Annotated in this window: 18 protein-coding genes; 10 read left to right on the forward strand and 8 right to left on the reverse strand. The window is 66.5% G+C overall.

The features are described from left to right. Positions 1-5: 5 nt before the first annotated feature. The 5 genes from CFP68_RS08705 (at position 6) to CFP68_RS08725 (ending at position 7,176) form a co-directional block, all read left to right on the forward strand. Positions 6-479, forward strand: a complete 474-nt coding sequence (locus tag CFP68_RS08705; RefSeq protein WP_099826514.1) for a MarR family winged helix-turn-helix transcriptional regulator — start codon at positions 6-8, stop codon at positions 477-479. After that, on the forward strand, positions 476-1,753 hold the full coding sequence (locus tag CFP68_RS08710) for a multidrug effflux MFS transporter (RefSeq protein ID WP_099826515.1): 1,278 nt from the start codon (positions 476-478) through the stop codon (positions 1,751-1,753). The genes CFP68_RS08705 and CFP68_RS08710 overlap by 4 nt, the downstream gene beginning before the upstream one ends. Before the next feature lie 161 nt (positions 1,754-1,914). After that, the gene (locus CFP68_RS08715) at positions 1,915-3,096 is read left to right on the forward strand and encodes an efflux RND transporter periplasmic adaptor subunit (RefSeq protein WP_420915818.1); all 1,182 of its coding nucleotides are present in this window, start codon (positions 1,915-1,917) and stop codon (positions 3,094-3,096) included. Between the two features lie 48 nt (positions 3,097-3,144). Next, a complete protein-coding gene (locus CFP68_RS08720) occupies positions 3,145-6,279 on the forward strand; it encodes an efflux RND transporter permease subunit (protein WP_099826517.1) in 3,135 nt (1,044 codons plus the stop codon). A gap of 207 nt (positions 6,280-6,486) precedes the next feature. Continuing rightward, positions 6,487-7,176, forward strand: coding sequence for an endonuclease/exonuclease/phosphatase family protein (locus CFP68_RS08725; RefSeq protein WP_099826518.1), 690 nt, complete (start codon positions 6,487-6,489; stop codon positions 7,174-7,176). Between the two features lie 6 nt (positions 7,177-7,182). Here CFP68_RS08725 and CFP68_RS08730 read toward each other — a convergent pair whose 3' ends face one another. Together CFP68_RS08730 and secG are read right to left on the reverse strand one after the other, a co-directional pair. Next, the gene (locus CFP68_RS08730) at positions 7,183-8,826 is read right to left on the reverse strand and encodes a CTP synthase (protein WP_099826519.1); all 1,644 of its coding nucleotides are present in this window, start codon (positions 8,824-8,826) and stop codon (positions 7,183-7,185) included. Between the two features lie 169 nt (positions 8,827-8,995). Next, positions 8,996-9,346 (reverse strand): preprotein translocase subunit SecG, encoded by a 351-nt coding sequence (secG, locus tag CFP68_RS08735; RefSeq protein ID WP_099826520.1) that lies wholly within the window; start codon positions 9,344-9,346, stop codon positions 8,996-8,998. Between the two features lie 276 nt (positions 9,347-9,622). Here secG and CFP68_RS08740 point away from each other — a divergent pair, with 276 nt between their 5' ends. Next, positions 9,623-10,915 carry an adenylosuccinate synthase gene (locus CFP68_RS08740; RefSeq protein ID WP_099826521.1) on the forward strand — a complete coding sequence of 431 codons (1,293 nt, stop codon included), beginning with the start codon at positions 9,623-9,625 and terminating at the stop codon, positions 10,913-10,915. Between the two features lie 17 nt (positions 10,916-10,932). Next, entirely contained in the window at positions 10,933-11,160 is a 228-nt protein-coding gene (locus CFP68_RS08745) for a DUF2842 domain-containing protein (RefSeq protein WP_099826522.1), read from the forward strand. A gap of 105 nt (positions 11,161-11,265) precedes the next feature. Here CFP68_RS08745 and CFP68_RS08750 read toward each other — a convergent pair whose 3' ends face one another. Then, positions 11,266-13,596, reverse strand: a complete 2,331-nt coding sequence (locus CFP68_RS08750; protein ID WP_145953421.1) for a hypothetical protein — start codon at positions 13,594-13,596, stop codon at positions 11,266-11,268. 141 nt (positions 13,597-13,737) lie between these two features. On the opposite strand from CFP68_RS08750, the gene CFP68_RS08755 reads away from it, so the two are divergent. Beyond that, positions 13,738-14,400, forward strand: a complete 663-nt coding sequence (locus CFP68_RS08755) for a thiamine diphosphokinase (protein ID WP_099826524.1) — start codon at positions 13,738-13,740, stop codon at positions 14,398-14,400. A 70-nt stretch (positions 14,401-14,470) separates the two neighbouring features. Here CFP68_RS08755 and CFP68_RS08760 read toward each other — a convergent pair whose 3' ends face one another. Then, on the reverse strand, positions 14,471-15,391 hold the full coding sequence (locus tag CFP68_RS08760; protein ID WP_099826525.1) for a DMT family transporter: 921 nt from the start codon (positions 15,389-15,391) through the stop codon (positions 14,471-14,473). A 247-nt stretch (positions 15,392-15,638) separates the two neighbouring features. On the opposite strand from CFP68_RS08760, the gene CFP68_RS08765 reads away from it, so the two are divergent. Beyond that, positions 15,639-16,265, forward strand: a complete 627-nt coding sequence (locus CFP68_RS08765) for an outer membrane protein (protein ID WP_099826526.1) — start codon at positions 15,639-15,641, stop codon at positions 16,263-16,265. A 75-nt stretch (positions 16,266-16,340) separates the two neighbouring features. Here CFP68_RS08765 and CFP68_RS08770 read toward each other — a convergent pair whose 3' ends face one another. From CFP68_RS08770 to CFP68_RS08785, 4 genes are all read right to left on the reverse strand, one after another. Continuing rightward, positions 16,341-17,729 carry a pyridoxal phosphate-dependent decarboxylase family protein gene (locus CFP68_RS08770; RefSeq protein ID WP_099826527.1) on the reverse strand — a complete coding sequence of 463 codons (1,389 nt, stop codon included), beginning with the start codon at positions 17,727-17,729 and terminating at the stop codon, positions 16,341-16,343. A 9-nt stretch (positions 17,730-17,738) separates the two neighbouring features. Beyond that, complete coding sequence (locus CFP68_RS08775; RefSeq protein ID WP_241524006.1) at positions 17,739-18,545, reverse strand: isocitrate lyase/PEP mutase family protein; 807 nt, start codon at positions 18,543-18,545, stop codon at positions 17,739-17,741. After that, the gene (locus CFP68_RS08780; protein ID WP_099826529.1) at positions 18,542-19,711 is read right to left on the reverse strand and encodes a pyridoxal phosphate-dependent aminotransferase; all 1,170 of its coding nucleotides are present in this window, start codon (positions 19,709-19,711) and stop codon (positions 18,542-18,544) included. The genes CFP68_RS08775 and CFP68_RS08780 overlap by 4 nt, the downstream gene beginning before the upstream one ends. Before the next feature lie 106 nt (positions 19,712-19,817). Beyond that, positions 19,818-20,156 (reverse strand): MmcQ/YjbR family DNA-binding protein, encoded by a 339-nt coding sequence (locus CFP68_RS08785; protein WP_099826530.1) that lies wholly within the window; start codon positions 20,154-20,156, stop codon positions 19,818-19,820. 220 nt (positions 20,157-20,376) lie between these two features. On the opposite strand from CFP68_RS08785, the gene cysS reads away from it, so the two are divergent. Then, complete coding sequence (cysS, locus tag CFP68_RS08790; RefSeq protein ID WP_099826531.1) at positions 20,377-21,813, forward strand: cysteine--tRNA ligase; 1,437 nt, start codon at positions 20,377-20,379, stop codon at positions 21,811-21,813. The last annotated feature ends 1 nt before the right edge of the window (position 21,814 follow it).

Genomic DNA, 21,814 nt, shown 5'->3' on the forward strand with positions numbered 1-21,814 from the left:
GACCCATGACCAACAACGGCGTCGACACCGATCATATCGCGTTTCTCGTCGGCGATCTGTCACGCCTGTTCCGCGCGACCTTTGAAAAGCTGACGCTGGAACATGACCTGGGCGTCACCACCGCAGAGGCACGGGTGCTGGGCTATATGTCGCTCTACGGTCCGCAACGCCAATCCTGCCTGGCCGATCTGCTGGGCGTCGCCCCGATGAGCCTGTCAGTGTTCCTCGACCGGCTGGAAACCGCGGGTCTGGTGCGTCGCGCGCCCGATCCGGGCGACCGGCGCGCCAAGATCGTCAGCCTGACGCGCGCGTCCGAACCGGTGCTGCGCCAGATCGCCGGGATCGGCCAGGGGTTGAACGACGCGGCGCTGGCGGGGATCGAACCGGCCGCGCAGGCGGCGTTCATCGAAACCGCCCGCCAGGTGCGCCGCAACCTCGAATCCCTGCGCGGCCCGCGCACCCCGGGAGGGCGGTCATGACCCTGCCTGCGAGGATGAGCGAACGGCGCGTCAGCATGATCGGTGCGTTGCTGGTGGCCATCGGACCGGTGTCCATGGCGCTTTACACGCCCGCGATGCCGGCGCTGGTCGATGCGTTCGGATCCGACGAGTCGGTGGTCAAGCTGACGCTGACCCTTTATTTCGGCGGCTTCGCCTTTGCCCAGCTGATCGCAGGCCCCCTGTCGGATGCCTTGGGGCGGCGCCCGGTCACCGTGGCCTTCATGGCGATCTATTGCGCGGCCAGCCTGTTGGCGCTGTTCGCGCCGACCATCGGTGTTCTGATCGTCGCGCGGTTTCTCCAGGGGGTCGGCGCCTCGGCCGGCATCGCGATTTCGCGCGCCATCGTGCGAGACCTGTTCACCGGCGAGCGGTCGTCGCGGATCATGAACCTGATCGGCATCATCCTGGCGCTTGGCCCGGCCCTGGCGCCGACCATCGGCGGTCTGACCCTGGCCTTGGCCGGCTGGCGCGCGATCTTCGCGTTGATGGTGGTGATGGGCGCCGCGGTGATCGTCGTGACGCTGGTGTCGATGCGCGAAACCGTGGTGCCGGATCGCAGCCGCCTGAAGCCGGGCGCGTTGCTGCGCAGCTATGGGATGTTGCTGACCAACGGACATTTCCTGACCACATCGACGGTCATGGCGGGTGCGCTGGGCGCGCTCTATGCGCAGGCGACGTTCCTGCCGTTCATCCTGATGGACGAAGTGGGCCTGTCACCGACGCAGTTCGGGGTGGGGATGCTGATGCAATCGGGGTTCTTCTTTGCCGGCTCGCTGGCCGTGCGCGTGCTGATGCCGCGGTTCGGCGCCTATGCCCTTGTGCCCGTCGGCCTGGTGTTCATTGCCGCCGGCAGCACCGGCACGGCGACGCTGTTGATCTGGCCGCCATCTTTCCTGCACGTCATGGTGCCGGTTGCGGTCTATGCCTTCGGGATCGCCTTCGTGATGCCTGCGATGTCGACCGCCGCGCTGGCGCCGTTCGGGCGCAACGCGGGGGCGGCGTCGTCGCTGCTGGGGTTCTTGCAGATGGGATCGGGCCTGTTGGTGGGCACGCTGGGCGCCTTCATGGGGGACGCGGTGTTCGCCATGGGCCTGCTGATCCCGCTGATGGGGGCGCTTGCCTGTGGCGCATACGCGTTGTATCGGCGGCGCCCGCACCTGTTGGAACCCGATCCCGACCCCAAGGTGATGGTTGCCGCACCCACGGGGCGGGTGGTTCTGGCACGCAACATTGACGAACGACCCCGCCGATGAGCCCGCTGAAGGCTGGCGGCGGATGCGAAAATTGGGCACACACCGCGCCATCGGGCCGAAACGCCCTCCGACATGACCCGCCGCCGTGCAATATCATGGTCCCCGCCGGACCGCGCATTATGTCCCGACCGACCGCCGGATCGAACGAAAGGTATCGTAACATGCACCGAACCGCGCCCATGCGCCGTATCGCGACGACCCTGGCCACCCTGCTGATGCTGACCGCGCCCGTCCTGGCCCAGGGGCAGGGGGGCGAACGCCCGCCCGCCGCCGTGACGGTCGTGACCCTCAAGGCGCAGGACGTGACGCTGACCACCACCCTGCCAGGGCGCGTCGTGGCGTCGGCGCGCGCCGAGGTGCGCCCGCAGGTGGCCGGGATCATCACCGAACGGATGTTCCGCGAGGGTGGCCCGGTCAAGGCGGGCGATCCGCTGTATCAGATCGACCCGGCCAGTTACGATGCCGCCGTCGCGGTCGCCGAAGCCGCCGTCGCACAGGCACAGGCGCAGCTGAACGCGGCGCGCAAGTCGGCCGAGCGGATTGACGAGTTGACATCGCGCAACGTCGCCAGCGAACAGGCCAAGGACAACGCCGATGCCGAACGCGAAGGCGCCGAGGCCAATCTCCAGGTCGCGCAGGCCCAATTGACGTCGGCGCGGATCGAACGTGACCGCACCACGATCCGCGCCCGCCTGTCGGGCGAGATCGGCCGGTCGCTGACTAGCCGCGGCGCGCTGGTCACGGCCAGCCAGGGCGAACCCCTGGCCGTGATCCGCACCATCGACCCGGTCTATGTGGACGTGACGCAATCGGCCGCCGAACTGCTGGACTGGCGGCGCGGGCAGGGGGCGGCGGGTATCGAATCCTTCGACCCCACGGTGACGCTGGAACTGCCCGACGGATCGATCTTCAGCGAAACCGGCAGCCTGACCGCCGCCGAACCCGAGGTCGATCCGCAGACCGGCGTCGTCGTCTTGCGGATGGAATTCGACAACCCCGACAAGCTGTTGCTGCCGGGCATGTATGTTCAGGTCGCGATGCCGACGCGCACCGTCAAGGGCGCGCTTGTCGTGCCGCAAGAGGCGGTAAGCCGTGACCGGCGCGGCAATGCGACCGCCATGGTCGTCGGGGCCGAAAACAAGGTCGAGCAGCGCACGCTGACGGTGTTGCAGGACCAGGGCGCGGGCTGGATCGTGACGGAGGGTCTGTCCGACGGTGACAAGGTGATCGTCGCCGGCTTGCAGAAGGTGGCGCCGGGCGCGACCGTCGCCCCCGAGGAACGTGCCGTCAAGACCGCCATGGCGGACGACCCCGCCGCACCGGCGCCTGCCGCGGCCGAGTGATCCGCGCCAGCCCCACCTGATACGACGATTTCAACGGAAAGATCCGCCATGGCCCGCTTTTTCATCGACCGACCGATCTTTGCCTGGGTGATTTCCCTGTTCATCTCGGGCATCGGCGTGCTGGCGATCCTGATCCTGCCGATCGCGCAATATCCACAGATCGCGTCGCCCTCGGTCAGCATCAATGCGTCGTATCCCGGCGCGTCGGCGGAAACCGTCGCCAACACCGTGACGCAGGTGATCGAACAGCAGATGACCGGCCTCGACGGCATGCGCTATATCTCGTCCAGTTCGTCGTCGGCGGGCGGCGCGTCGATCACCCTGACGTTCGAGACGGGAACCGATCCCGACATCGCCCAGGTGCAGGTGCAGAACAAGCTGTCGCAGGCGACGGCGCTTTTGCCCGAAATCGTGCAACGCCAAGGTGTTACGGTGCGAAAGTCATCCGCCGGCTTCCTGATGGTCGTGGCGCTGATCTCGGACACGGATGCAAATGACGCGACCGATCTTGCGGATTACCTGAACACCAACCTCGTGAACGACATCAGCCGCGTCGACGGCGTGGGCAGCGTGCAGGTGTTCGGCGCGCAATACGCCATGCGGATCTGGCTGGACCCGTCGAAGCTGGCCGCGTTCAACCTGACGCCGGGCGATATCGTGGCGGCGGTGTCGTCCGAGAACGCGCAGGTGTCGGCCGGTGCCTTCGGATCGCGCCCGGCGGTGGAAGGCCAGCAACTGAACGCGACGATCACGGCGCAGTCCCTGTTGCGCACCCCCGAGGATTTCCGCCAGATCGTCGTGCGGGCCGAAACCGACGGCGGTCTTGTCCTGCTAAACGATGTCGCGCGGGTCGAGGTGGGGGCCGAAAACTATGCCACCATCTCGCGGTTCAACCGGGCGCCGTCCAGCGGCATGGCGATCTCGCTTGCGCCGGGCGCTAACGCGCTGGACACCGGCGCCGCGGTCGAGGAGCGGCTGAACGAGCTGGCCGAATTCTTCCCCGAGGGCGTGCGCTATGTCATCCCCTATGACACGACGCCGTTCGTCGTCATCTCCATCGAAGAGGTCGTCAAAACCCTGATCGAGGCGATCATCCTTGTCTTCTTGGTGATGCTGCTGTTCCTGCAGAACCTGCGCGCGACGCTGATCCCGACTCTGGTGGTGCCGGTGGTTCTGCTCGGCACCTTCGGGGTGCTGGCGGCGTTCGGCTTCTCGATAAACTCGCTGACCATGCTGGCGATGGTGCTGGCCATCGGTCTGTTGGTGGACGACGCCATCGTGGTGGTCGAAAACGTCGAACGGATCATGGAGCAGGAGGGGCTTTCGCCACGCGAAGCCACGCGCAAATCCATGGGCGAGATCACCGGCGCGCTGATCGGCATCGCCGTGGTCCTGTCGGCCGTATTCGTGCCCATGGCATTCTTTCCCGGCTCGACCGGTGTCATCTACAAGCAATTCTCGATCACGATCATTTCCGCCATGGTGCTGTCGGTCGTGCTGGCGCTGACGCTGACGCCGGCGCTGTGCGCCACGATGTTGAAACCCAAGAAGGAAGGCGCCGGCACGCGCGGCCCGTTCGGCTGGTTCAACAGCGGTTTCGGGGCAACGCTGAAGGGGTATACCGCGTCGATCGCGTGGATCGTGCGCCGTCCGTTCCGGGTCGGCCTTCTCTACCTGATGATCATCGTCGCGGCCGTGTTCATGTTCATGCGAACACCGGGCGGCTTTCTTCCGGCCGAGGATCAGGGCATCCTGTTCACCTTGATCCAGACCCCGACAGGGGCGACGGCGGATCGCACCCTTGAGGTGGTGAAGCAGGTCGAGGATTATTTCCTGACCCAGGAAAGCGACGTGGTGGAATCCGCCTTCGGTGTCGTCGGATTCAGTTTCGGCGGGCAGGGGCAGAACCAGGGCCTGGCCTTCGTGCGGCTGAAGGATTGGTCCGAACGCACGGAACCCGGCCAAAGCATTCAGGCGCTGGCCGGGCGGGCATTCGGCGCGCTCAGCCAGATCCAGGATGCCATGGTGTTTCCCATCGTGCCGCCCTCGGTGATCGAGTTGGGCAACGTCTCGGGCTTCGATTTCTTCCTCCAGGCCCGCGGCGGCCAGAGCCATCAGGAATTGCTGGATGCCCGCAATCAGCTTCTGGGGATGGCGGCGCAAAGCCCGCTGATCGCGTCGGCGCGTCCCAGCGGGCTTGAGGATGCGGCCCAGTTCAACCTGGATATCGACTGGCGCAAGGCCGGGGCCATGGGCGTGTCGGCCACCGATGTCGGCAACCTGCTGTCGATCGGCTGGGCCGGGCGGTACGTGAACGATTACATCGATCGCGGCCGCATCAAGCGGGTCTATGTGCAGGGCGAGGCCGAAGCCCGTGCCACCCCGTCGGACCTGGGCAAGTGGCGCGTGCGCAACAAGACCGGCGGGTTGGTGCCGTTCTCGAATTTCGCGGATGCCTCGTGGACGTACGGCCCCCAGGGGGTCAACCGTTATAACGGGGTATCGGCGATGCAGATCCAGGGCTCGCCCGCGCCGGGTGTGTCGACCGGCGAAGCCCTGGCCGAGATCGAGCGTCTGGTGACGCAACTGCCGCCGGGGTTCGCCGCCGCCTGGACCGGTCTGTCACTGGAGGAACGCGAAAGCGGCAACCAGGCGCCGCTGCTTTATGCGCTGTCGCTGGCGGCGGTGTTCCTTGCCCTTGCCGCCCTTTACGAAAGCTGGTCGATCCCCTTCGCGGTGATGCTGGCCATGCCCATCGGTGTGCTTGGCACGCTTCTGGCGGCATGGTTGGGCAGCTTCGAGAACGGCGTGTTCTTCCAGGTCGGATTGCTGACCGTGATCGGTCTGACCGGCAAGAACGCGATCCTGATCGTCGAGTTCGCCCGCGAACAGCGCGAGGCCGGCGTGCCGCTGTTCCAGGCGGCGACCGAGGCCGCGAAACAGCGGTTCCGCCCGATCATCATGACGTCCATGGCGTTCTCGCTGGGCGTGCTGCCTCTGGTTCTCAGCACGGGGGCGGGTTCGGGCGGGCGCACGGCGATCGGGTCGGGCGTGTTGGGTGGCACGTTGACGGCCACCGTTCTGGGGGTGCTGTTCGTGCCGCTGTTCTTCGTGATCATTGCCCGCCTCACCAGCCGGGCGGCGCGCGACTCGATCCGCGACGAGGCCAAGGCGAAGGCATGACCGAACGGAACCAATGCAACCGGCGGGCGCTTACGGGGGCAGGCCCGGACGCCGCCGGGCCCATGTCGCGCGCGTGACATCTGACCGTGCGCAAGGCCGCCGTATTCCCCTGATCCCGTAACGGCGGGCGCGCGGCGGCCAGTGGCGCGCGTCAAGGCCAACCGGTCACGCCGGCCGAGAGTTAACCCCGACACCAAGGCACCTTCCATGATCCGGACCCCCCTGACGATTGTAAGCTGGAACATCCGCAAGGCGGTGGGGCTGGACTGGCGGCGCGATCCCGACCGGGTGTTGCATGTGCTGGCGACGCTGGACCCCGATATCGTGTTGTTGCAGGAGGCCGACAAGCGGCTGGCGCCGCGCCATCCGGCGCTGCCGCTGGACATGGTGGACCGGGCAGGGTGGACCGCGATCAACGCCGATCCGGCCACCCCCTCCATCGGCCATCACGGCAACGCGGTGCTGTTGCGGCACGGCCTGCATATCGAGCGTATCCTGGGCATCGATCTGCCGGGACTTGAGCCGCGTGGTGCGGTCCTGGCCCGGATCGAGGGGTCGTTCGGCGCGCTGACGGTTGGCGGTCTGCACCTGGGCCTGCGGCGCAGCGACCGGCGCCAGCAGATCGCGCGCGTGATCGCCGAGGCCGAAGGGTTTGGCGGCCCGACGGTTCTGGCCGGTGACACCAATGAATGGCGCCATCCCGGGCCGTTCGACCTTCCCCAGGGGTGGCAGGATATCGCGCCGGGGGCATCGTTCCACGCCACCCGGCCAATGCTGCGGCTGGACCGGTTCCTGGTCAGTGGCGATGTGCCGGTCAGATCGTCCGATGTTCTACCCCGCTCCGATGCCTATCGCGCGTCGGACCATCTGCCGATCCGGCTGTGCATCGGAGCCTGAGCCGGCTCAGACCAGGCGCGAGACGTCCTTGGCCGCGCGTACGAAATCGCGAAACAGGGGGGCGGGCTCAAAGGGTTTGGATTTCAGCTCGGGGTGGAACTGAACCCCGATGAACCACGGATGATCCTTGATCTCGATGATCTCGGGCAGCCGTCCGTCGGGCGACATGCCGGAGAAGATCACGCCCTTGGATTCAAGGGCCTCGCGATACTTGATGTCGACCTCGTAACGGTGGCGGTGGCGTTCCTCGATGGTCGTGGTGCCATAGATCTCGGCCACCTTCGATCCTTCGGCCAAGGTGGCGGTATAGGCGCCCAGGCGCATCGTGCCGCCCTTGTCGTCATCGACCCGGCGCGCGATCGTGTGGTTGCCCTGCACCCATTCCTTGAGGTGATAGACCACGGGCTCAAACCGCTTTGCGCCCGCCTCGTGGTCGAACTCCTCGGATCCGGCGGTTTCCAGACCGGCCAGGTTGCGCGCCGCCTCGATCACCGCCATCTGCATGCCCAGACAGATCCCCAGATACGGGATCTTGCGGGTGCGGGCGTATTCGGCGGCGCGGATCTTGCCTTCGGTGCCGCGTTCGCCAAAGCCACCCGGCACCAGGATCGCGTGATAGCCTTCGAGGAACGGCGCCGGATCCTGATGTTCGAACAATTCGGCATCGACCCATTCGATCCGCACCTTGACACGGTTGGCCATGCCGCCGTGGGTCAGCGCCTCGGCGATGGATTTATAAGCGTCTTCCAGTTGGGTGTACTTGCCGACGATGGCGATCTTCACTTCGCCTTCGTAATTGAAGATCCGGTCCGACACGTCTTCCCAGCGGGTCAGCACCGGCCGGGGCGCGGGCGAGATCTGGAAGGCGTCCAGAACCGCCTGATCCAGCCCCTCGCGGTGATAGGCCAGCGGTGCCTCGTAGATGGATTTGAGGTCATAGGCCGCGATCACGCTGTCGGGGCGCACGTTGCAGAACAGCGCCAGTTTCTCGCGTTCCTTCTGCGGGATCATCTTTTCGGAGCGGCACACAAGGATGTCGGGGGCGATGCCGATCGAGCGCAACTCCTTGACGCTGTGCTGGGTCGGCTTGGTCTTCAACTCACCGCTGGCGGTCAGCCAGGGCAGCAGGGTCAGGTGCATATAGATCGTTTCGCCGCGCGGCCGGTCCTGCCCGAACTGGCGGATCGCCTCGAAGAACGGCAAGCCCTCGATATCGCCGACGGTGCCGCCGATCTCGCACAGCATGAAGTCGACCTCGTCCGCGCCGACACTCAGGAAGTCCTTGATTTCATTTGTGACATGGGGGATCACCTGAATCGTCTTGCCCAGGTAATCGCCGCGCCGTTCCTTTTCCAGCACGGTGGAATAGATGCGGCCCGACGACACTGAATCGGTGTTGCGTGCGGCAACGCCGGTAAAGCGTTCGTAATGCCCCAGGTCCAGATCGGTTTCGGCACCATCGTCGGTGACGAACACCTCGCCGTGCTCGAACGGGCTCATCGTGCCGGGATCGACGTTGAGATAGGGATCAAGCTTGCGCAGCCGCACCGAAAAGCCGCGCGCCTGAAGCAGGGCACCCAGGGCCGCCGACGCCAACCCCTTGCCAAGCGACGAAACCACACCGCCGGTGATGAACACATATCTTGCCATGGTGGGCTCCCGCGAAAGTCTGATTGGGCAGGCGCCAGTCGATTGACCGAATCCGCCTGATCACGGGATTTGACCTATAGTCGGATCCCGTGGAACGCGCAACAGGTGCGCCGGTGGTGCGGTCCATCCCATGCAGACCGCGAAATGGTTGAAACAGGCGGCTGGCGGATCAGTCGGCGCGCGGCGGTGTCGCGTCGGTCGCGCCCGGCGGCAACAGATCCGCGCCCGACGGTGTCGCCGGTGCGGTTTCGGTTTCGGCAGGCGTCACGCCGATGCGATCGACAACCGAGGTTCCGACGGAATTCTGCGCCGCGATGACGGTCAGGAAGATCGACGTGCCGATGAAGCAGACGGCGAAGGCCCACGTCAGCTTGGTCAGGGCCGTCGCCACACCACGGCTGGAGACGGCACCGCCCGCACCGCCCATGCCAAGGCCGCCACCTTCGCTGCGCTGCAAAAGCACAACACCGATGAGGCAGAGTGCCAATATCAAATGAACGACAAGAACGATGTTTTCCATGGTGCAGCTTTCGGCGTTGCGACTCGAGGGTATCTAGAAGCCTCAATCCATGGCTGCAACCCCTTTCACGGCGTTGCGGGATTGCGCCGCAGGCGGGCCGTGCCGGTCTGCCGTTTTCCGCCTGACACCGGTTTCACGCACGGATGGGCCGGCCGGGCGTGGATGGTCGCGGGCCGCGGGCGCATTTGCGTTTGCGGGGCGACCGGCAGCGGCGTATACGGGCGCGGGCCGCAGGATAGCCACGGGCGGTGCCGACTGGATTTGAAAGGATCGAACATGGCCAATGTCGTCGTCGTCGGAGCCCAATGGGGCGATGAAGGAAAAGGCAAGATCGTCGATTGGCTGAGCGAACGCGCCGATGTCATCGCGCGCTTTCAGGGTGGCCACAACGCCGGTCATACGCTGGTGATCGATGGCGTGGTCTACAAGCTGTCGCTGTTGCCGTCGGGAATCGTGCGCCAGGGCAAGCTTTCGGTGATCGGCAACGGCGTGGTGCTGGATCCGTGGCACCTGGTCGGCGAGATCGACAAGCTGCGCGATCAGGGGGTGACGATTACGCCCGAAACGCTGATGATCGCCGAAAACGCGGCGCTGATCCTGCCGATCCACGGCGAACTGGATCGCGCCCGTGAATCCGCCGCATCGATGGCCAAGATCGGAACCACCGGCCGCGGGATCGGCCCCGCCTATGAGGACAAGGTCGGCCGTCGGTCGGTCCGCGTCGCGGACTTGGCCGATGACGCCACGCTGGAGCTGCGGGTCGATCGCGCGCTGGTGCATCATGACGCGCTGCGCCGCGGGCTTGGGCTCGAACCGATCGACCGTGACGCATTGCTGGCACAACTGCGCGAGATCGCTCCGAAAGTCCTGGAATACGCGGCGCCCGTCTGGAAGGTGCTGAACGATCAGCGCCGTGCCGGCAAGCGGATCCTGTTCGAAGGAGCCCAGGGCGCGCTGCTGGACATCGACTTCGGCACCTATCCCTATGTCACCTCGTCCAACGTGATCGCGGGGCAGGCGGCGACGGGCACCGGCATCGGGCCCGGCGCCATCGACTTCGTGCTGGGCATCGTCAAGGCCTATACGACGCGGGTGGGCGAGGGGCCGTTTCCGGCCGAACTGACCGACGATGTGGGCCAGCGGCTGGGCGAACGGGGGCACGAATTCGGCACCGTGACGGGGCGCAAGCGGCGGTGTGGCTGGTTCGATGCGGTGCTGGTGCGCCAGACCTGCGCGACGTCCGGGGTCAACGGCATCGCGCTGACCAAGCTGGACGTGCTGGACGGGTTCGAGACGCTGAAGATCTGCACCGGTTACGAGCTGGACGGCGAAACCCTGGATTATCTTCCCACGGCCGCCGATCATCAGGCGCGCTGCACACCGATCTATGAGGAACTGCCCGGCTGGAGCGAATCCACCGAAGGCGCGCGCACCTGGGCCGACCTGCCCGCGAATGCGATCAAATACGTCCGTCGTGTGGAAGAGCTGATCGGCTGTTCCGTGGCGCTGCTTTCGACATCGCCCGAACGTGACGACACGATCCTTGTCACCGACCCGTTCGCCGACTGATCCGGAAAGGAGCCTGAATGGCCCTGAGTTACAAGGCGCGCCGTCGCTGGGCCCTGCTGATCCTGGTGGTCGCCCTGCCGGTCTATATCCTCGTCGCCAGTTGGGCCGTTACCCTGCTTGAACGCCCCTCGGTCCTGGTCGAACTGTTGATCTACGTCGTGCTTGGCGTGATCTGGGCGATCCCGCTCAAGGCGATTTTCAAGGGGATCGGCCAGGTCGATCCGGACGCGCCGCGCCGCGATTGATCCTGCAGGGCCGTATCGCCGGGCGCGTGCGGAAGGAACGAAAGGGGCGGCGCGGATGATCCGCGCCGCCCCTTTTCCTGTTCGGATCCTGCCAGCAGTGTGTGATCACTCGCCGACATAGCGATGGGGCTGTCCCTGTTCCGCGTCGTCGTCCGAGGTTGCAGCCAAGCCGAACTGACCCTTGCCCAGCTTGCGGATCCGACCGCTGCGCAGCAGGGCGCCAAAGCTTTTCAGCCCCTGTTCGCGGCCGATGTCACGCTTCGGATCCAGGCTGGCCGCGCGGCGCAGAAGTTGCGGGCGCGACATTGTCTCCTGGCCCTCGACCTCGGCGGTATACAGCGCGGCAGCTTCCAGCACGTCGTCAAGATCGGTCGCACCGCGTGCCGCCACGAAGTCGCGGAAGCTGATCCGCTGCTTGTCTTGTGCGCGGCTCGGGTCATCGCCTTGGGGTTTGCGGGCGACACGCCGTGGGCGCACGGGGCCGGCCGGGCGGGTCGGTGCATCCTGACGATCGACGCGCAACTCGGACACCAGCATCAGGGGCGCCGGACGATCGCTGATCGCGTCGGACGCCGGGCGCACGCGCGGCGACGCGTCGCCATCGGCGGCGGCCACACCGGGCCGGCGCGGTCGCACCACCTTTTGCAGATCGTCACGATAGCGGCTGAGGCTGTCGTCCTTTTCCGGATCCGGCCGTCCGCCCCGGGCCTTGATGTCGGCGCGGGTCGCGGCGACGGCCGCCTTCAGGTGCGCGATGGCCGAACGGCGGCGGGTGCCTTCGCTGTCGCTCATCTTGGCGTTGGTTTCGTCCAGCAGGCGGCTCAGCGCGCGCTCGTCCTGATCGGCGGGATCCTCGGCATCGCCCGGTGCGGCCGCCGCAACGGTATCTTCGGCGTCGTCCTCGACCATGTCGGAAAAACGCTGGCGCAGCTGTTCGGTCTCGCGGCTGGCGGCCGAGGCATCCCGTTCGACATCTGCCAGTTCCGCCGCCAGCTCTTCCTCGTCGCTGTCGTCCAGCGAGGTTTCACCGATCAGGTTGCGGATGCCGGCGGTCAGGGCTTCGTCGTCGTCCTCGGCCCTCTGGTCGTCTGCATCGGAGGGATCGAACAGGTTGTCGTGGTCATCCTCGTCGGTCGTGAAGGTATCGTCGTCGCTGAAATCCGCCAGGGCGTCCTGATCCGTGCGCGATTGGGCCACATCTGCCGTCAGGATGGCGGCGAGTGTGTCGGCGGCACCGATGGTGTCAAGCGCACCCTCTGCGGTTTCCGGGGCCAGCGCCTCGTCGTCTTCGACGTCGATTTCCGCAATGGTATCATCGTCTTCGTCGTCGTCTTCCACCTCTTCGATCTCGCCGGCTGCGAGGGCGGCCTCGAACTCGGTCCGTTTCAGCTTGATGACCCGGGCATGGGGCCGCTGCGGCATCACGCGGGTCGGTGCCACGCGCTCAGCTTCCACCTGCTCGGCCTGCTCGGCGGCTTCCGCTTCCGCGCGCGCCTGTTCTTCGGCCTGTGCACGTGCCTCGGCTTCCGCCTGCTCGGCGGCTTCCGCTTCCGCGCGCGCCTGTTCTTCGGCTTGTGCCCGTGCCTCGGCTTCGGCCTGCTCGGCGGCCTCTGCTTCCGCACGCGCCTGTTCTTCGGCTTGTGCCCGTGCCTCGGCTTCCGCCTGCTCGGCGGCTTCCGCTTCCGCACGTGCCTGTTCTTCGGCTTGCGCCCGTGCCTCGGCTTCTGCCTGCTCGGCGGCCTCTGCTTCCGCACATGCCTGTTCTTCGGCTTGCGCGCTGGCCTCGGCTTCGTCGTCGCTGGCGTTGAGGGCGTCCATTATCGACGCAGCGGTGGTGTCGGGTTCGCTGTCGTCGTCCGACACGGTTTCGGTTTCGAAATCGTCGGTCTCGTCCTCGGAGCCGGCGGTGTCTTCAAAGCCGTCGCTGGGCGCGTGCGAGAGATAGTCTTCCACCGGCTCGTCTTCCGCATAGGCGATGTCGGCCTCGCGGGTGGCGCGGGCGCGGGCAACCACGGCACGGATGCGCGACAGTTTGGCGGCAACGCTGTCACCGTCGATGTCGACGTCGAAGGGTGCGTTCGATTGGGGTGATGTTTCCGACGGGCAGCGGTCGTCGCCCTGGGACGCGCCGTGTCTTGTGGATGTGCCGGACGTCGCGGCGTCCCTGGGCGGCATCGCCTCGGCCGTCTGTCGCAGCACAACACCGTTTGATTCGACCCGCGTCTCGACCCGCCGACGCACCTCGCGTTCTGCGATCTGGTGCAGCATCTGTGCGTCGGGTTGCGGAGGTTCGGCGCCGAAGTAGCGGTCATCGGCGGCAAGGTCGCGGAAATATTCCGCGATGGATTTCATCGTCTCGAAAGGTTGATCGAACCCTTCCAGAGTGCACGAGAACGTGCCGTATGAAACAGTAAGAATCTTGCTTGACCCTACCATCGGTAACTCGCTTTCTCCCCCGATCCAGCAAGGGTATGTTTACCATGCATTGGTTCTGGAATCCGAACGGAACTGCGGATTTTGCGGTATCTTTTCCGGGCCAGAATGTGACCGTTCTCCTGATATAGGGTTAATGTTGCCATGATTGAGGGCAAAATACGATCATCGCGGCCCGTTGCGTTGGTTGGCGGCGGATCCGTCGCGGCGGCGGACATCGCGGCCGCGGCCCGCGAATCGGCAATTCTGGTGGCCGCAGATGGCGGAGCAGACGCTGCGCTGGCGCTGGGCCATCGCCCCGACTGGGCCATCGGCGACCTCGATTCGCTGTCGGCGGAAACGTGCGATGCGCTGGCACCCGGGCGGGTGGTGCGCGACACCGACCCGAACTCGACCGATTTCGACAAATGCGTCGCGCGGATCGATGCGCCGCGGATCCTCGCGGTCGGGTTTCTGGGCAAGCGGGTGGATCACCAGCTGGCGGCGTTCAACACGCTGGTGCGCGAACCGGCGGGCTGGATCGTGCTGATCGGCGCCCATGACATCTGTGTGCACCTGCCGCTCCGCCTGACGCTCGACCTGGCGCCCGGGACGCGCGTGTCGCTGTTTCCGCTGCGCCGCGTGACCGGCCGGTCGCGCGGCCTGGAATGGAACATCGACGGGTTGCACTTTGCGCCCGGCGGGCAGATCGGCACGTCTAACCGGGCGACCGGCGCGGTCGATCTGTCGATGGATGGCGCCGGGATGGTTCTTATCCTGCCGCGGGCAGAGTTGTCGGCGGTGCTGGCGGCGCTGGCCGTGGCCTGATGCCCCGTTCTCGTCAGACGGTATGACGCCCGGCAGCATCGGCTGAGCACGATGTGGACAGGCCGTACCATCACGCGGGCGGCGGCGGGGCGGGCAGCGATTCGCGTTCAAGCCGGCGTTCGCGCAGGAACACGTAAAAGCCCGACGCGGCGATCAGGGCGATTCCGGCGAAGGTCTGGCTGTCGGGCAAGTCGTTGAAGATCAGATAGCCGAACAGCGTTGCGGTCACGATTTCGAGGTATTGCAGCGGCGCAAGGGTGGCGGCCGGCGCGAACCCCAAGGCGGCGCTGATCATCAAATGCGATGCGCTGGCGATCAGGCCGACGGCAAGCAGGAACAGCCAGAACCGCCCCTGCGGCATGACCGGCGTGAGGAAATCGGCGCCACCCAGCGTGCCCAAGGCCAGCAGCGGCGCGACCAGGATGCAGGCGGCAAGGGCCGTCCAGCTTTGCAGGGCAACGGCCGAAAGGCGGCGGGCAATCTGGCGGGTCGTCACCATGTACAACGCAAAGCAAAGCGCCGTCAGCAACGGCAGCAGGGCGACCGGGCCGAAGACGGAAAACGATGGCCGGATGATCAGCAACGCCCCGGCAAAGCCGACCGCGCAGGCGGCCAGGCGCCGCCAGCCGATCTGTTCGCCCAGGAACAGCGCGCCAAGCAGCGTCAGGATGAACGGTTCGACGAAAAAGATCGCGATGGCATCGGCGATGGGCATGAACTGCAACGCGCCGAAGAACGCCATCGTCGCCGTCAGGATCAGCGCCGCGCGCAACAGATGCAGGCCCATATCGCGCAGCGACGGGCGGCTGAGGTCGGACAGGGCCCAGGCGATCGGCAACAGGATCATGGCCTGGATGGCAAAGCGCGTGGCGACGATCTGTCCCACCGGAATCTCGGCCGACGACAGTTTTGCGAAGGCGTCCATCAAGGGAGCCGTCAGGGTGAAACCGGTCATCAATGCGATGCCGAGAAGGGGGCGATCCTGGTTCATGGCCAGACGCTAGGCCGTGGCGACTGGATTGGCAATCTCGCCCGTCCGACGCCGTCGAAAGGTTCCATCACACAGTCGCGCACGGTGGGCATCCGCAAAACCCCGCCGGGTCGCCAGCTCGGGTCGGCGGCTTCCGGCCGGGCAAATTTTCGTGACCGAACAAGGGGGAACACTTTGCGCTCTGCGGGCATATGTCCCCCGAGACGTCGCACTGCAGCGGCGCGGTTAACGATTACGGAGCAGAGACATGAAGATTTTCGCAACAACTGCCATCGCAACCCTGATCGGCTTTCCGGCCTTGGCTGGCGGGCTGAACACACCCCAGCCCGATCCGGTGATCCAACAGCCCGTTCTGGCGCCTGTCATGAACACGGGCGACTGGACCGGCGGTTATGTCGGTGCGCAACTGGGATATGGCAACCTGAACGGTGATGGCCTGGCCAATGTCGGCGGCAACAATCGCGTGTTCGACAGCGACGGCGATGGTGCCCTCGGCGGTGTTTATGGCGGTTATCTGTATCAGCAGGGCAACTTCGTCTATGGTGGCGAACTGAGCCTGAACGCCGCGAACCTGGATTTCGACAACAACCTGGGCTCGATCGACCAGCTGCATCAGCTGAAGTTCAAGGCCGGTTACGGCACCCAGCGCACGCTGGTCTACGGCACCATCGGCGCAGCCTATGCCAAGGGCGACATCGCCGGGCGCAGCGCCGATGATTTCGGTTACGAGATCGGCGCCGGCATCGATTATATGGTGAACGACCGTGTATCGATCGGTACCGAAGTCACCTACAACAAGTTCGACGACTTCGACAACACCGGCATCGACTTTGACACGACCACCATCGGTGCCAACGTCGCCTACCGGTTCTGAGACCCGGTTCGGATCGCCGGGTTCGACCCCGGTGACTGAAAAACGGAAATGCCGCCACAGCGATGGCGGCATTTTTCATCGATCGGCGTTCAGCGCGCGCACCACCTCGGCCACCATCATCACGTCATCGCGCGTACAGTCGAACTGCCCGACGGCAACGCGGATCACCACGCGGCCGCCATGGCGCGTCTGTGTCAGGTAGATGCGGCCGTCCTTGTCGATCCGATCCAGCAGTGCCTCGGTCTGCGCATCCGTCGCGCAGCGGAACGTGAACAGCGACAGGCGGGGGGCGGTCGCGATCTCGATCCCCGGAAGGGTCGCCAATGCGCGGGCCAGATCCTCGGCCCAGCGCACGTGGTTGCGGATGCGGGCGCGCAACCCCTCCAGCCCATAGGCACGCAGGGTGAACCAGATCTTCAGCGCCCGGAATCGCCGGCCCAGGGGCACGGTCCAGTCGCTGTAATCGGTGACCGGCCCCACGCCGCGGGTTTCCAGATAATCGGGCTTGATCGTCAGGGTGCGAAGCTGGTCGGCGGGATCGGCCAGGAATTGGACCGCGCAATCGAACTGGACGCCCAGCCACTTGTGCGGGTTGAACACCACGCTGTCCGCGCCTTCGATCCCTGCCCACAGATGGCGGAACTCGGGGCAGATCATCGCCGATCCGGCCCAGGCGGCATCGACATGCACGGGCAGGCCGTGGGATTTCGCCACCGCGATGCAGGCGGCGATGGGATCGGACGCGCCGATGCCCGTGCCACCGACACACAGCACGACGCCCGCGGGCAGATCGCCGCGCGCCAGATCGGCGCGGATCGCGGCGTCCAGCGCGGCGGGATCCATGGCGAACTCCGCGTCCAGCGGCACCTTGACCAGGTTGGCCTGACCGATCCCTGCGATCCGCACGGCCTTGTCCACCGATGAATGGGTCTGCGCGCTGGCATAGAGGCGCAGCCGCTTTTGCCCCGCCAACCCCCGCGCGTTGCCGTCCCAGTCCAGCGCCGCCTCGCGCATGGTCAGGATGGCCGACAGGGTGGCGGTGGTGGCGCTGTCGTGGATCGTGCCGGTGAACCCGGCAGGCAGGCCAAGCGCGTCGCGCAGCCAGCCGACCATGACGCTTTCGATCTCGGTCGCGGCGGGCGCTGTCTGCCACAGCATCCCTTGCCCGGCCATCGCATTGGCCAGTTGCTCGGCCAGCATCGACGCCGGCGAGGCGTTGGCGGGGAAATACGCGAAGAAGCGGGGATGCTGCCAATGGGTCGTGGCGCCCGGTACGATCGCCTCGAAATCGGCGAAGATATCGTCCAACGGTTCAGCGGTTTCGGGGGCCGATGCGGGCAGGCGGGCGGCGACATCGCCCGGCGCCACGGACGGGCGCACGGGCCGGTCGCGCAACCCGGCGTGGTATGCGGTGGCCCAGTCGGCGGCCCGTTTCGCCCAGATGTTCAGGTCTTCGTGATCCATGCGCTCCGCTCAGCCCAGATAGCGGTCGACGTCGGCGCCACCCATCACCTTCATCGCCGAGAAATCGCCGCGTTGAAACATGGCGCGGCCCGCGTCCTCGATCACCCGGTGGGTGGCGCGGGCCAGCGACGAGCCGAGCGAGATGCGCGCCACCCCCGCCGCCGCCATGTCGGCGCGCGACGCCTGCATCAGCGGACCGGCGGCCAGCGCGTTCACCGGCCGGTCCGTCGCGGCGCAGACCTGGGCCAGCGCCGCCAGATCGCCGGGAATCGGCACATACAGGCAATCGGCCCCGGCATCGGCAAAGGCGCGGATGCGGCGCAGCGCCTCGGGCAGGTCATAGGCGCCGGTCATCACGCCGTCGGCCCGGGCGCACAGCACGAAGTCGCGGGGCAGGGCGCGCGCCGCCGCCACCGCCGCCGCGATCTTTTCCACGGCCAGATCGAAGTCATAGACCGCTGCGCCGCCCGCCGTCACATCCTCGATCGAACAGCCCGCCAACCCGATTTCGCCGGCCAGGCGCACGGTTTCGGCGGCATCGTCCGGCGTGTCGCCCCAGCCGTTCTCGAAATCGCCCGAGACCGGGACATCCACCGTGGCCACCAGCGTTTCGGCATGGGCCAGCGCCTCGTCCCGGCTCACCTGCCCGTCGGGGCGCCCGAGGGTGAAGCCATGGGCGGCCGAGGACGTCGCAATCGCCCTTGCCCCCAGGCCGACCAGCATCTTGGCGCTGCCCAGATCCCAGGCGTTGGCCAGGATGAACGGATCGCCCGGCACGTGCAGCGCGCGGAATGCGGCACCGGGATCGCGAGTCACGACAGCTCTCCGGCGAATGCGACAAGGGTCTTCAGGGCGGCGGCGAACCGGTCGTCCTCGGCCGTCATGGCGACCCGGACGTGACCGGCGGCGCATTTGCCATAGCTTTCGCCGGGCATCACGGCGATGGCGTGGGTGTCCAGCAGGCGGTCGGCAAATGCCCGCCCGCTGAGCCCGGTCGAGCGGACGTCCAGCATCACGTACATCGCGCCGCGGGCCGGAATCGCGCGCACCGCGTTCTGACCCTTCAGGATGTCCTGAACCAGCCCGCGGCGGCGGCGGAACGGCTCGGCCACCTTGTCCTCAAGGTCGGCGCCTTGGGCCAGCGCGAACACCGCCGCCTCCTGGATGAAGCCGGGCACGCCATAGGTGGTGTTCGTGGCAAGGTTGATGAGGTGGCCGATCACGTCAGGCTCGGCCACGATCCAGCCACAGCGGCTGCCGGTCATGGCGTGGCTTTTCGACATCGACCCGATCACCATGGTGCGCGCCGCCATGTCGGGCAGGGCGCGCGGCGAGATGTGTTCGCCCGACCAGACCTGGGTGTCGTAAACCTCGTCCGAGATCAGCCACAGGTCGTGGTCGCGCACCGCCCCCGCCACCGCGTCCAGCGTGTCGCGGCCATAGATCGAGCCGGTAGGATTGTTCGGCGAATTGATCAGCAGCGATTTCGCACCGTCCGCCCGCGCGTCGATGGCGGCGCGGCGGGGCTGGAAATCATCCTCGGGGGTGGTGGGGATCGCCACCGGGTTCAGACCAAGCGACCGGATCACGCCCGGATAGGTGGTGTAATGCGGATCGACATAAAGCGCCGTGTCACCGGGATCGCCCACGGCCAGATGGCTGGCAAACAGCGCCGCCTGACCGCCCGGCATGATCATCACGTTTTCCGGGCCGGTGGGCACGCCGGTGCGGGCGGCGACCCGGTCGGCCACGGCACGGCGCAGCGCCGGGATGCCGGGAACCGAGGCATAGCCCGTGGCACCCCCCCGCGCGGCGCGGTCCATGGCCGACAGGATCGCGGGATCGGTGCCGATGTCGTGTTCACCGATGGTCAGTTCGGTGATGTCGTGCCCGGCGTCCGCCATGGCGCGGGCGCGGATGAACACCTCCCACCCGTCGGAGCCTTCGGGCAATATTCCGGTGATGCGGCGGGACAGTTCCATGGGGCCTCCGATATGATGCGGCTGCAAGGGACATGGACGGGCGCGATTTGTCAAACCCCCGCGCGCCACTTCGGTCGACGGGCCGATCCTTGATGCGCAGGCGCGCTCAACCCAGGCTCGCCTGAACCTTCCGGGGCAGCTTGGCGCGGATCAGGCCATAGGAGGTTTCGATCCGGTGGCGCAATTCATCCGGCGCCGCACCGTCGAACGGGATCAGGACCCACGAGCGGTGGAGATAGGGGGCGCGTTCGCCCACCCCGGCTTCGATCAGCATCGTCGCCGTTTCGACGTCGGGGCATTTCACCGACACGCCATGGTCGGTGCCGCCCACCAGCGCAAAGATCTTGCCGCCCACCTTCCAGCAGTCGTGACCACCGCCGAAGGGGTCGGAACACGCGGCGCCGGGCAGGGCGGCGCAGATGGATCTGACGATTGCACGGCTCATGGGCGCCAGTGTGCATGCGAAACGGACCCCCCGGCAAGCGCGTCCTGCGCCGCCTGCGGCATCGTGATCGGGGACGCGCGATGTGACTTGCCGTCGGGGGCGACGGGATGTCCTGTTGCCGCACACTGGTCTGTTTTCATTTCCGCGCGAAGACGGTATGCCCGCCACGGGGCCGAGGTGCGCCGGATGCCCGTGCGCCGCCCCACGCCGAGGACCACAGATGACCGAAATCCGCCTGCACAACACCAAGACCCGCCGCCGCGAGACGTTCGAGCCGCTGGATCCGTCGAACGTGCGCATGTATGTCTGCGGGCCGACGGTGTATGATCGCGCCCACATGGGCAACGCGCGCCCGGCCATCGTGTTCGACGTGCTGTTCCGCCTGCTGCGCGAAATCTACGGCGCCGATCACGTCACCTATGTGCGCAACATCACCGACGTGGACGACAAGATCAACGCGCGTGCCGCCCAGACCGGCCGCGACATCGCCGACATCACCGCCGAGACGACGGCATGGTATCTGGAGGACATGGCCGCGCTGGGCAATCTGGAGCCGACGCACATGCCCCGCGCGACCGGCTATATCGCCGAGATGATCGCGATGATCGAAGGGCTGATCGAAAGCGGCCATGCCTACGAGGCCGACGGTCATGTGCTGTTCGCCGTCGAAAGCTATGCCGACTATGGGGCGCTGTCGGGGCGCAGCATCGACGACATGATCGCCGGTGCGCGGGTCGAGGTGGCCCCCTACAAGCGCAACCCGATGGATTTCGTGATGTGGAAGCCGTCGGACGCCCGGCAACCGGGGTGGGACTCGCCCTGGGGGCGGGGCCGACCCGGCTGGCATATCGAATGCTCGGCCATGGCCGATAAACTGCTGGGTGAGAGTTTCGATATCCACGGCGGCGGCAATGACCTGATGTTCCCCCACCACGAGAACGAGATCGCCCAGAGCGCCTGTGCCCATCCAGACGCCGAAATGGCGCAGATCTGGATGCATAACGAGATGCTGCTGGTCGAGGGGCGCAAGATGTCCAAATCGCTGGGCAACTTCTTTACCGTGCGCGACCTGCTGGATCAGGGTGTGGCGGGCGAGGTGATCCGGCTTGTCTTCCTGTCCACTCATTACGGCAAGCCGATGGACTGGACCGACACGAAACGGAGCGAGGCGGAAGGCACGCTGAAGCGTTGGTACGGGGTGCTGCACCGCCACGGGTATTGCGCGCGCATGGTCGAGATGCTGAAATCACAGGGCGGGTGGAACGCCGACGCAGAATTCCTGGGCGTGCTGGCCAACGACCTGAACACCTCGGGCGCCATCGCGCGTCTGCATGTGCTGGCCAAGGGACATACCGCACCCGCACTGGCCGGGTTTGCCCATGGTCTGGACCTGTTGGGACTGGTGCCCGATTGGGACCGCCTTGGCGATCTGGCCGGAGTCGAGGATGCCGCGACCGGCCCTGAATGGGTGAGCGAGGTGGTCGAACGGCTGTTGGGGGAGCGGCAGGCGGCGCGCGCGGCCAAGGATTGGGCCGAGGCGGACCGGATCCGCGATGTTCTGAACGCCGCCGGCGTTCTGGTCAGCGACGTGGGCGGCGCCGCGTCATGGACCCCGGGCCCCGCGTTCGATCCGGCGGTTCTGGAGCGCCATCGATGAG

Origin of the sequence: Oceaniglobus indicus (genome assembly GCF_002751875.1) — a bacterium.
GTDB lineage: Bacteria > Pseudomonadota > Alphaproteobacteria > Rhodobacterales > Rhodobacteraceae > Oceaniglobus > Oceaniglobus indicus.

What these genes read in the sequence shown, in the direction of transcription:
- CFP68_RS08705 (WP_099826514.1), top strand. Translation starts at nt 6, where the DNA reads ATGACCAACAACGGCGTCGACACCGATCATATCGCGTTTCTCGTCGGC.
- CFP68_RS08710 (WP_099826515.1), top strand. Translation starts at nt 476, where the DNA reads ATGACCCTGCCTGCGAGGATGAGCGAACGGCGCGTCAGCATGATCGGT.
- CFP68_RS08715 (WP_420915818.1), top strand. Translation starts at nt 1,915, where the DNA reads ATGCACCGAACCGCGCCCATGCGCCGTATCGCGACGACCCTGGCCACC.
- CFP68_RS08720 (WP_099826517.1), top strand. Translation starts at nt 3,145, where the DNA reads ATGGCCCGCTTTTTCATCGACCGACCGATCTTTGCCTGGGTGATTTCC.
- CFP68_RS08725 (WP_099826518.1), top strand. Translation starts at nt 6,487, where the DNA reads ATGATCCGGACCCCCCTGACGATTGTAAGCTGGAACATCCGCAAGGCG.
- CFP68_RS08730 (WP_099826519.1), bottom strand. Translation starts at nt 8,826, where the DNA reads ATGGCAAGATATGTGTTCATCACCGGCGGTGTGGTTTCGTCGCTTGGC.
- secG (WP_099826520.1), bottom strand. Translation starts at nt 9,346, where the DNA reads ATGGAAAACATCGTTCTTGTCGTTCATTTGATATTGGCACTCTGCCTC.
- CFP68_RS08740 (WP_099826521.1), top strand. Translation starts at nt 9,623, where the DNA reads ATGGCCAATGTCGTCGTCGTCGGAGCCCAATGGGGCGATGAAGGAAAA.
- CFP68_RS08745 (WP_099826522.1), top strand. Translation starts at nt 10,933, where the DNA reads ATGGCCCTGAGTTACAAGGCGCGCCGTCGCTGGGCCCTGCTGATCCTG.
- CFP68_RS08750 (WP_145953421.1), bottom strand. Translation starts at nt 13,596, where the DNA reads ATGGTAGGGTCAAGCAAGATTCTTACTGTTTCATACGGCACGTTCTCG.
- CFP68_RS08755 (WP_099826524.1), top strand. Translation starts at nt 13,738, where the DNA reads ATGATTGAGGGCAAAATACGATCATCGCGGCCCGTTGCGTTGGTTGGC.
- CFP68_RS08760 (WP_099826525.1), bottom strand. Translation starts at nt 15,391, where the DNA reads ATGAACCAGGATCGCCCCCTTCTCGGCATCGCATTGATGACCGGTTTC.
- CFP68_RS08765 (WP_099826526.1), top strand. Translation starts at nt 15,639, where the DNA reads ATGAAGATTTTCGCAACAACTGCCATCGCAACCCTGATCGGCTTTCCG.
- CFP68_RS08770 (WP_099826527.1), bottom strand. Translation starts at nt 17,729, where the DNA reads ATGGATCACGAAGACCTGAACATCTGGGCGAAACGGGCCGCCGACTGG.
- CFP68_RS08780 (WP_099826529.1), bottom strand. Translation starts at nt 19,711, where the DNA reads ATGGAACTGTCCCGCCGCATCACCGGAATATTGCCCGAAGGCTCCGAC.
- CFP68_RS08785 (WP_099826530.1), bottom strand. Translation starts at nt 20,156, where the DNA reads ATGAGCCGTGCAATCGTCAGATCCATCTGCGCCGCCCTGCCCGGCGCC.
- cysS (WP_099826531.1), top strand. Translation starts at nt 20,377, where the DNA reads ATGACCGAAATCCGCCTGCACAACACCAAGACCCGCCGCCGCGAGACG.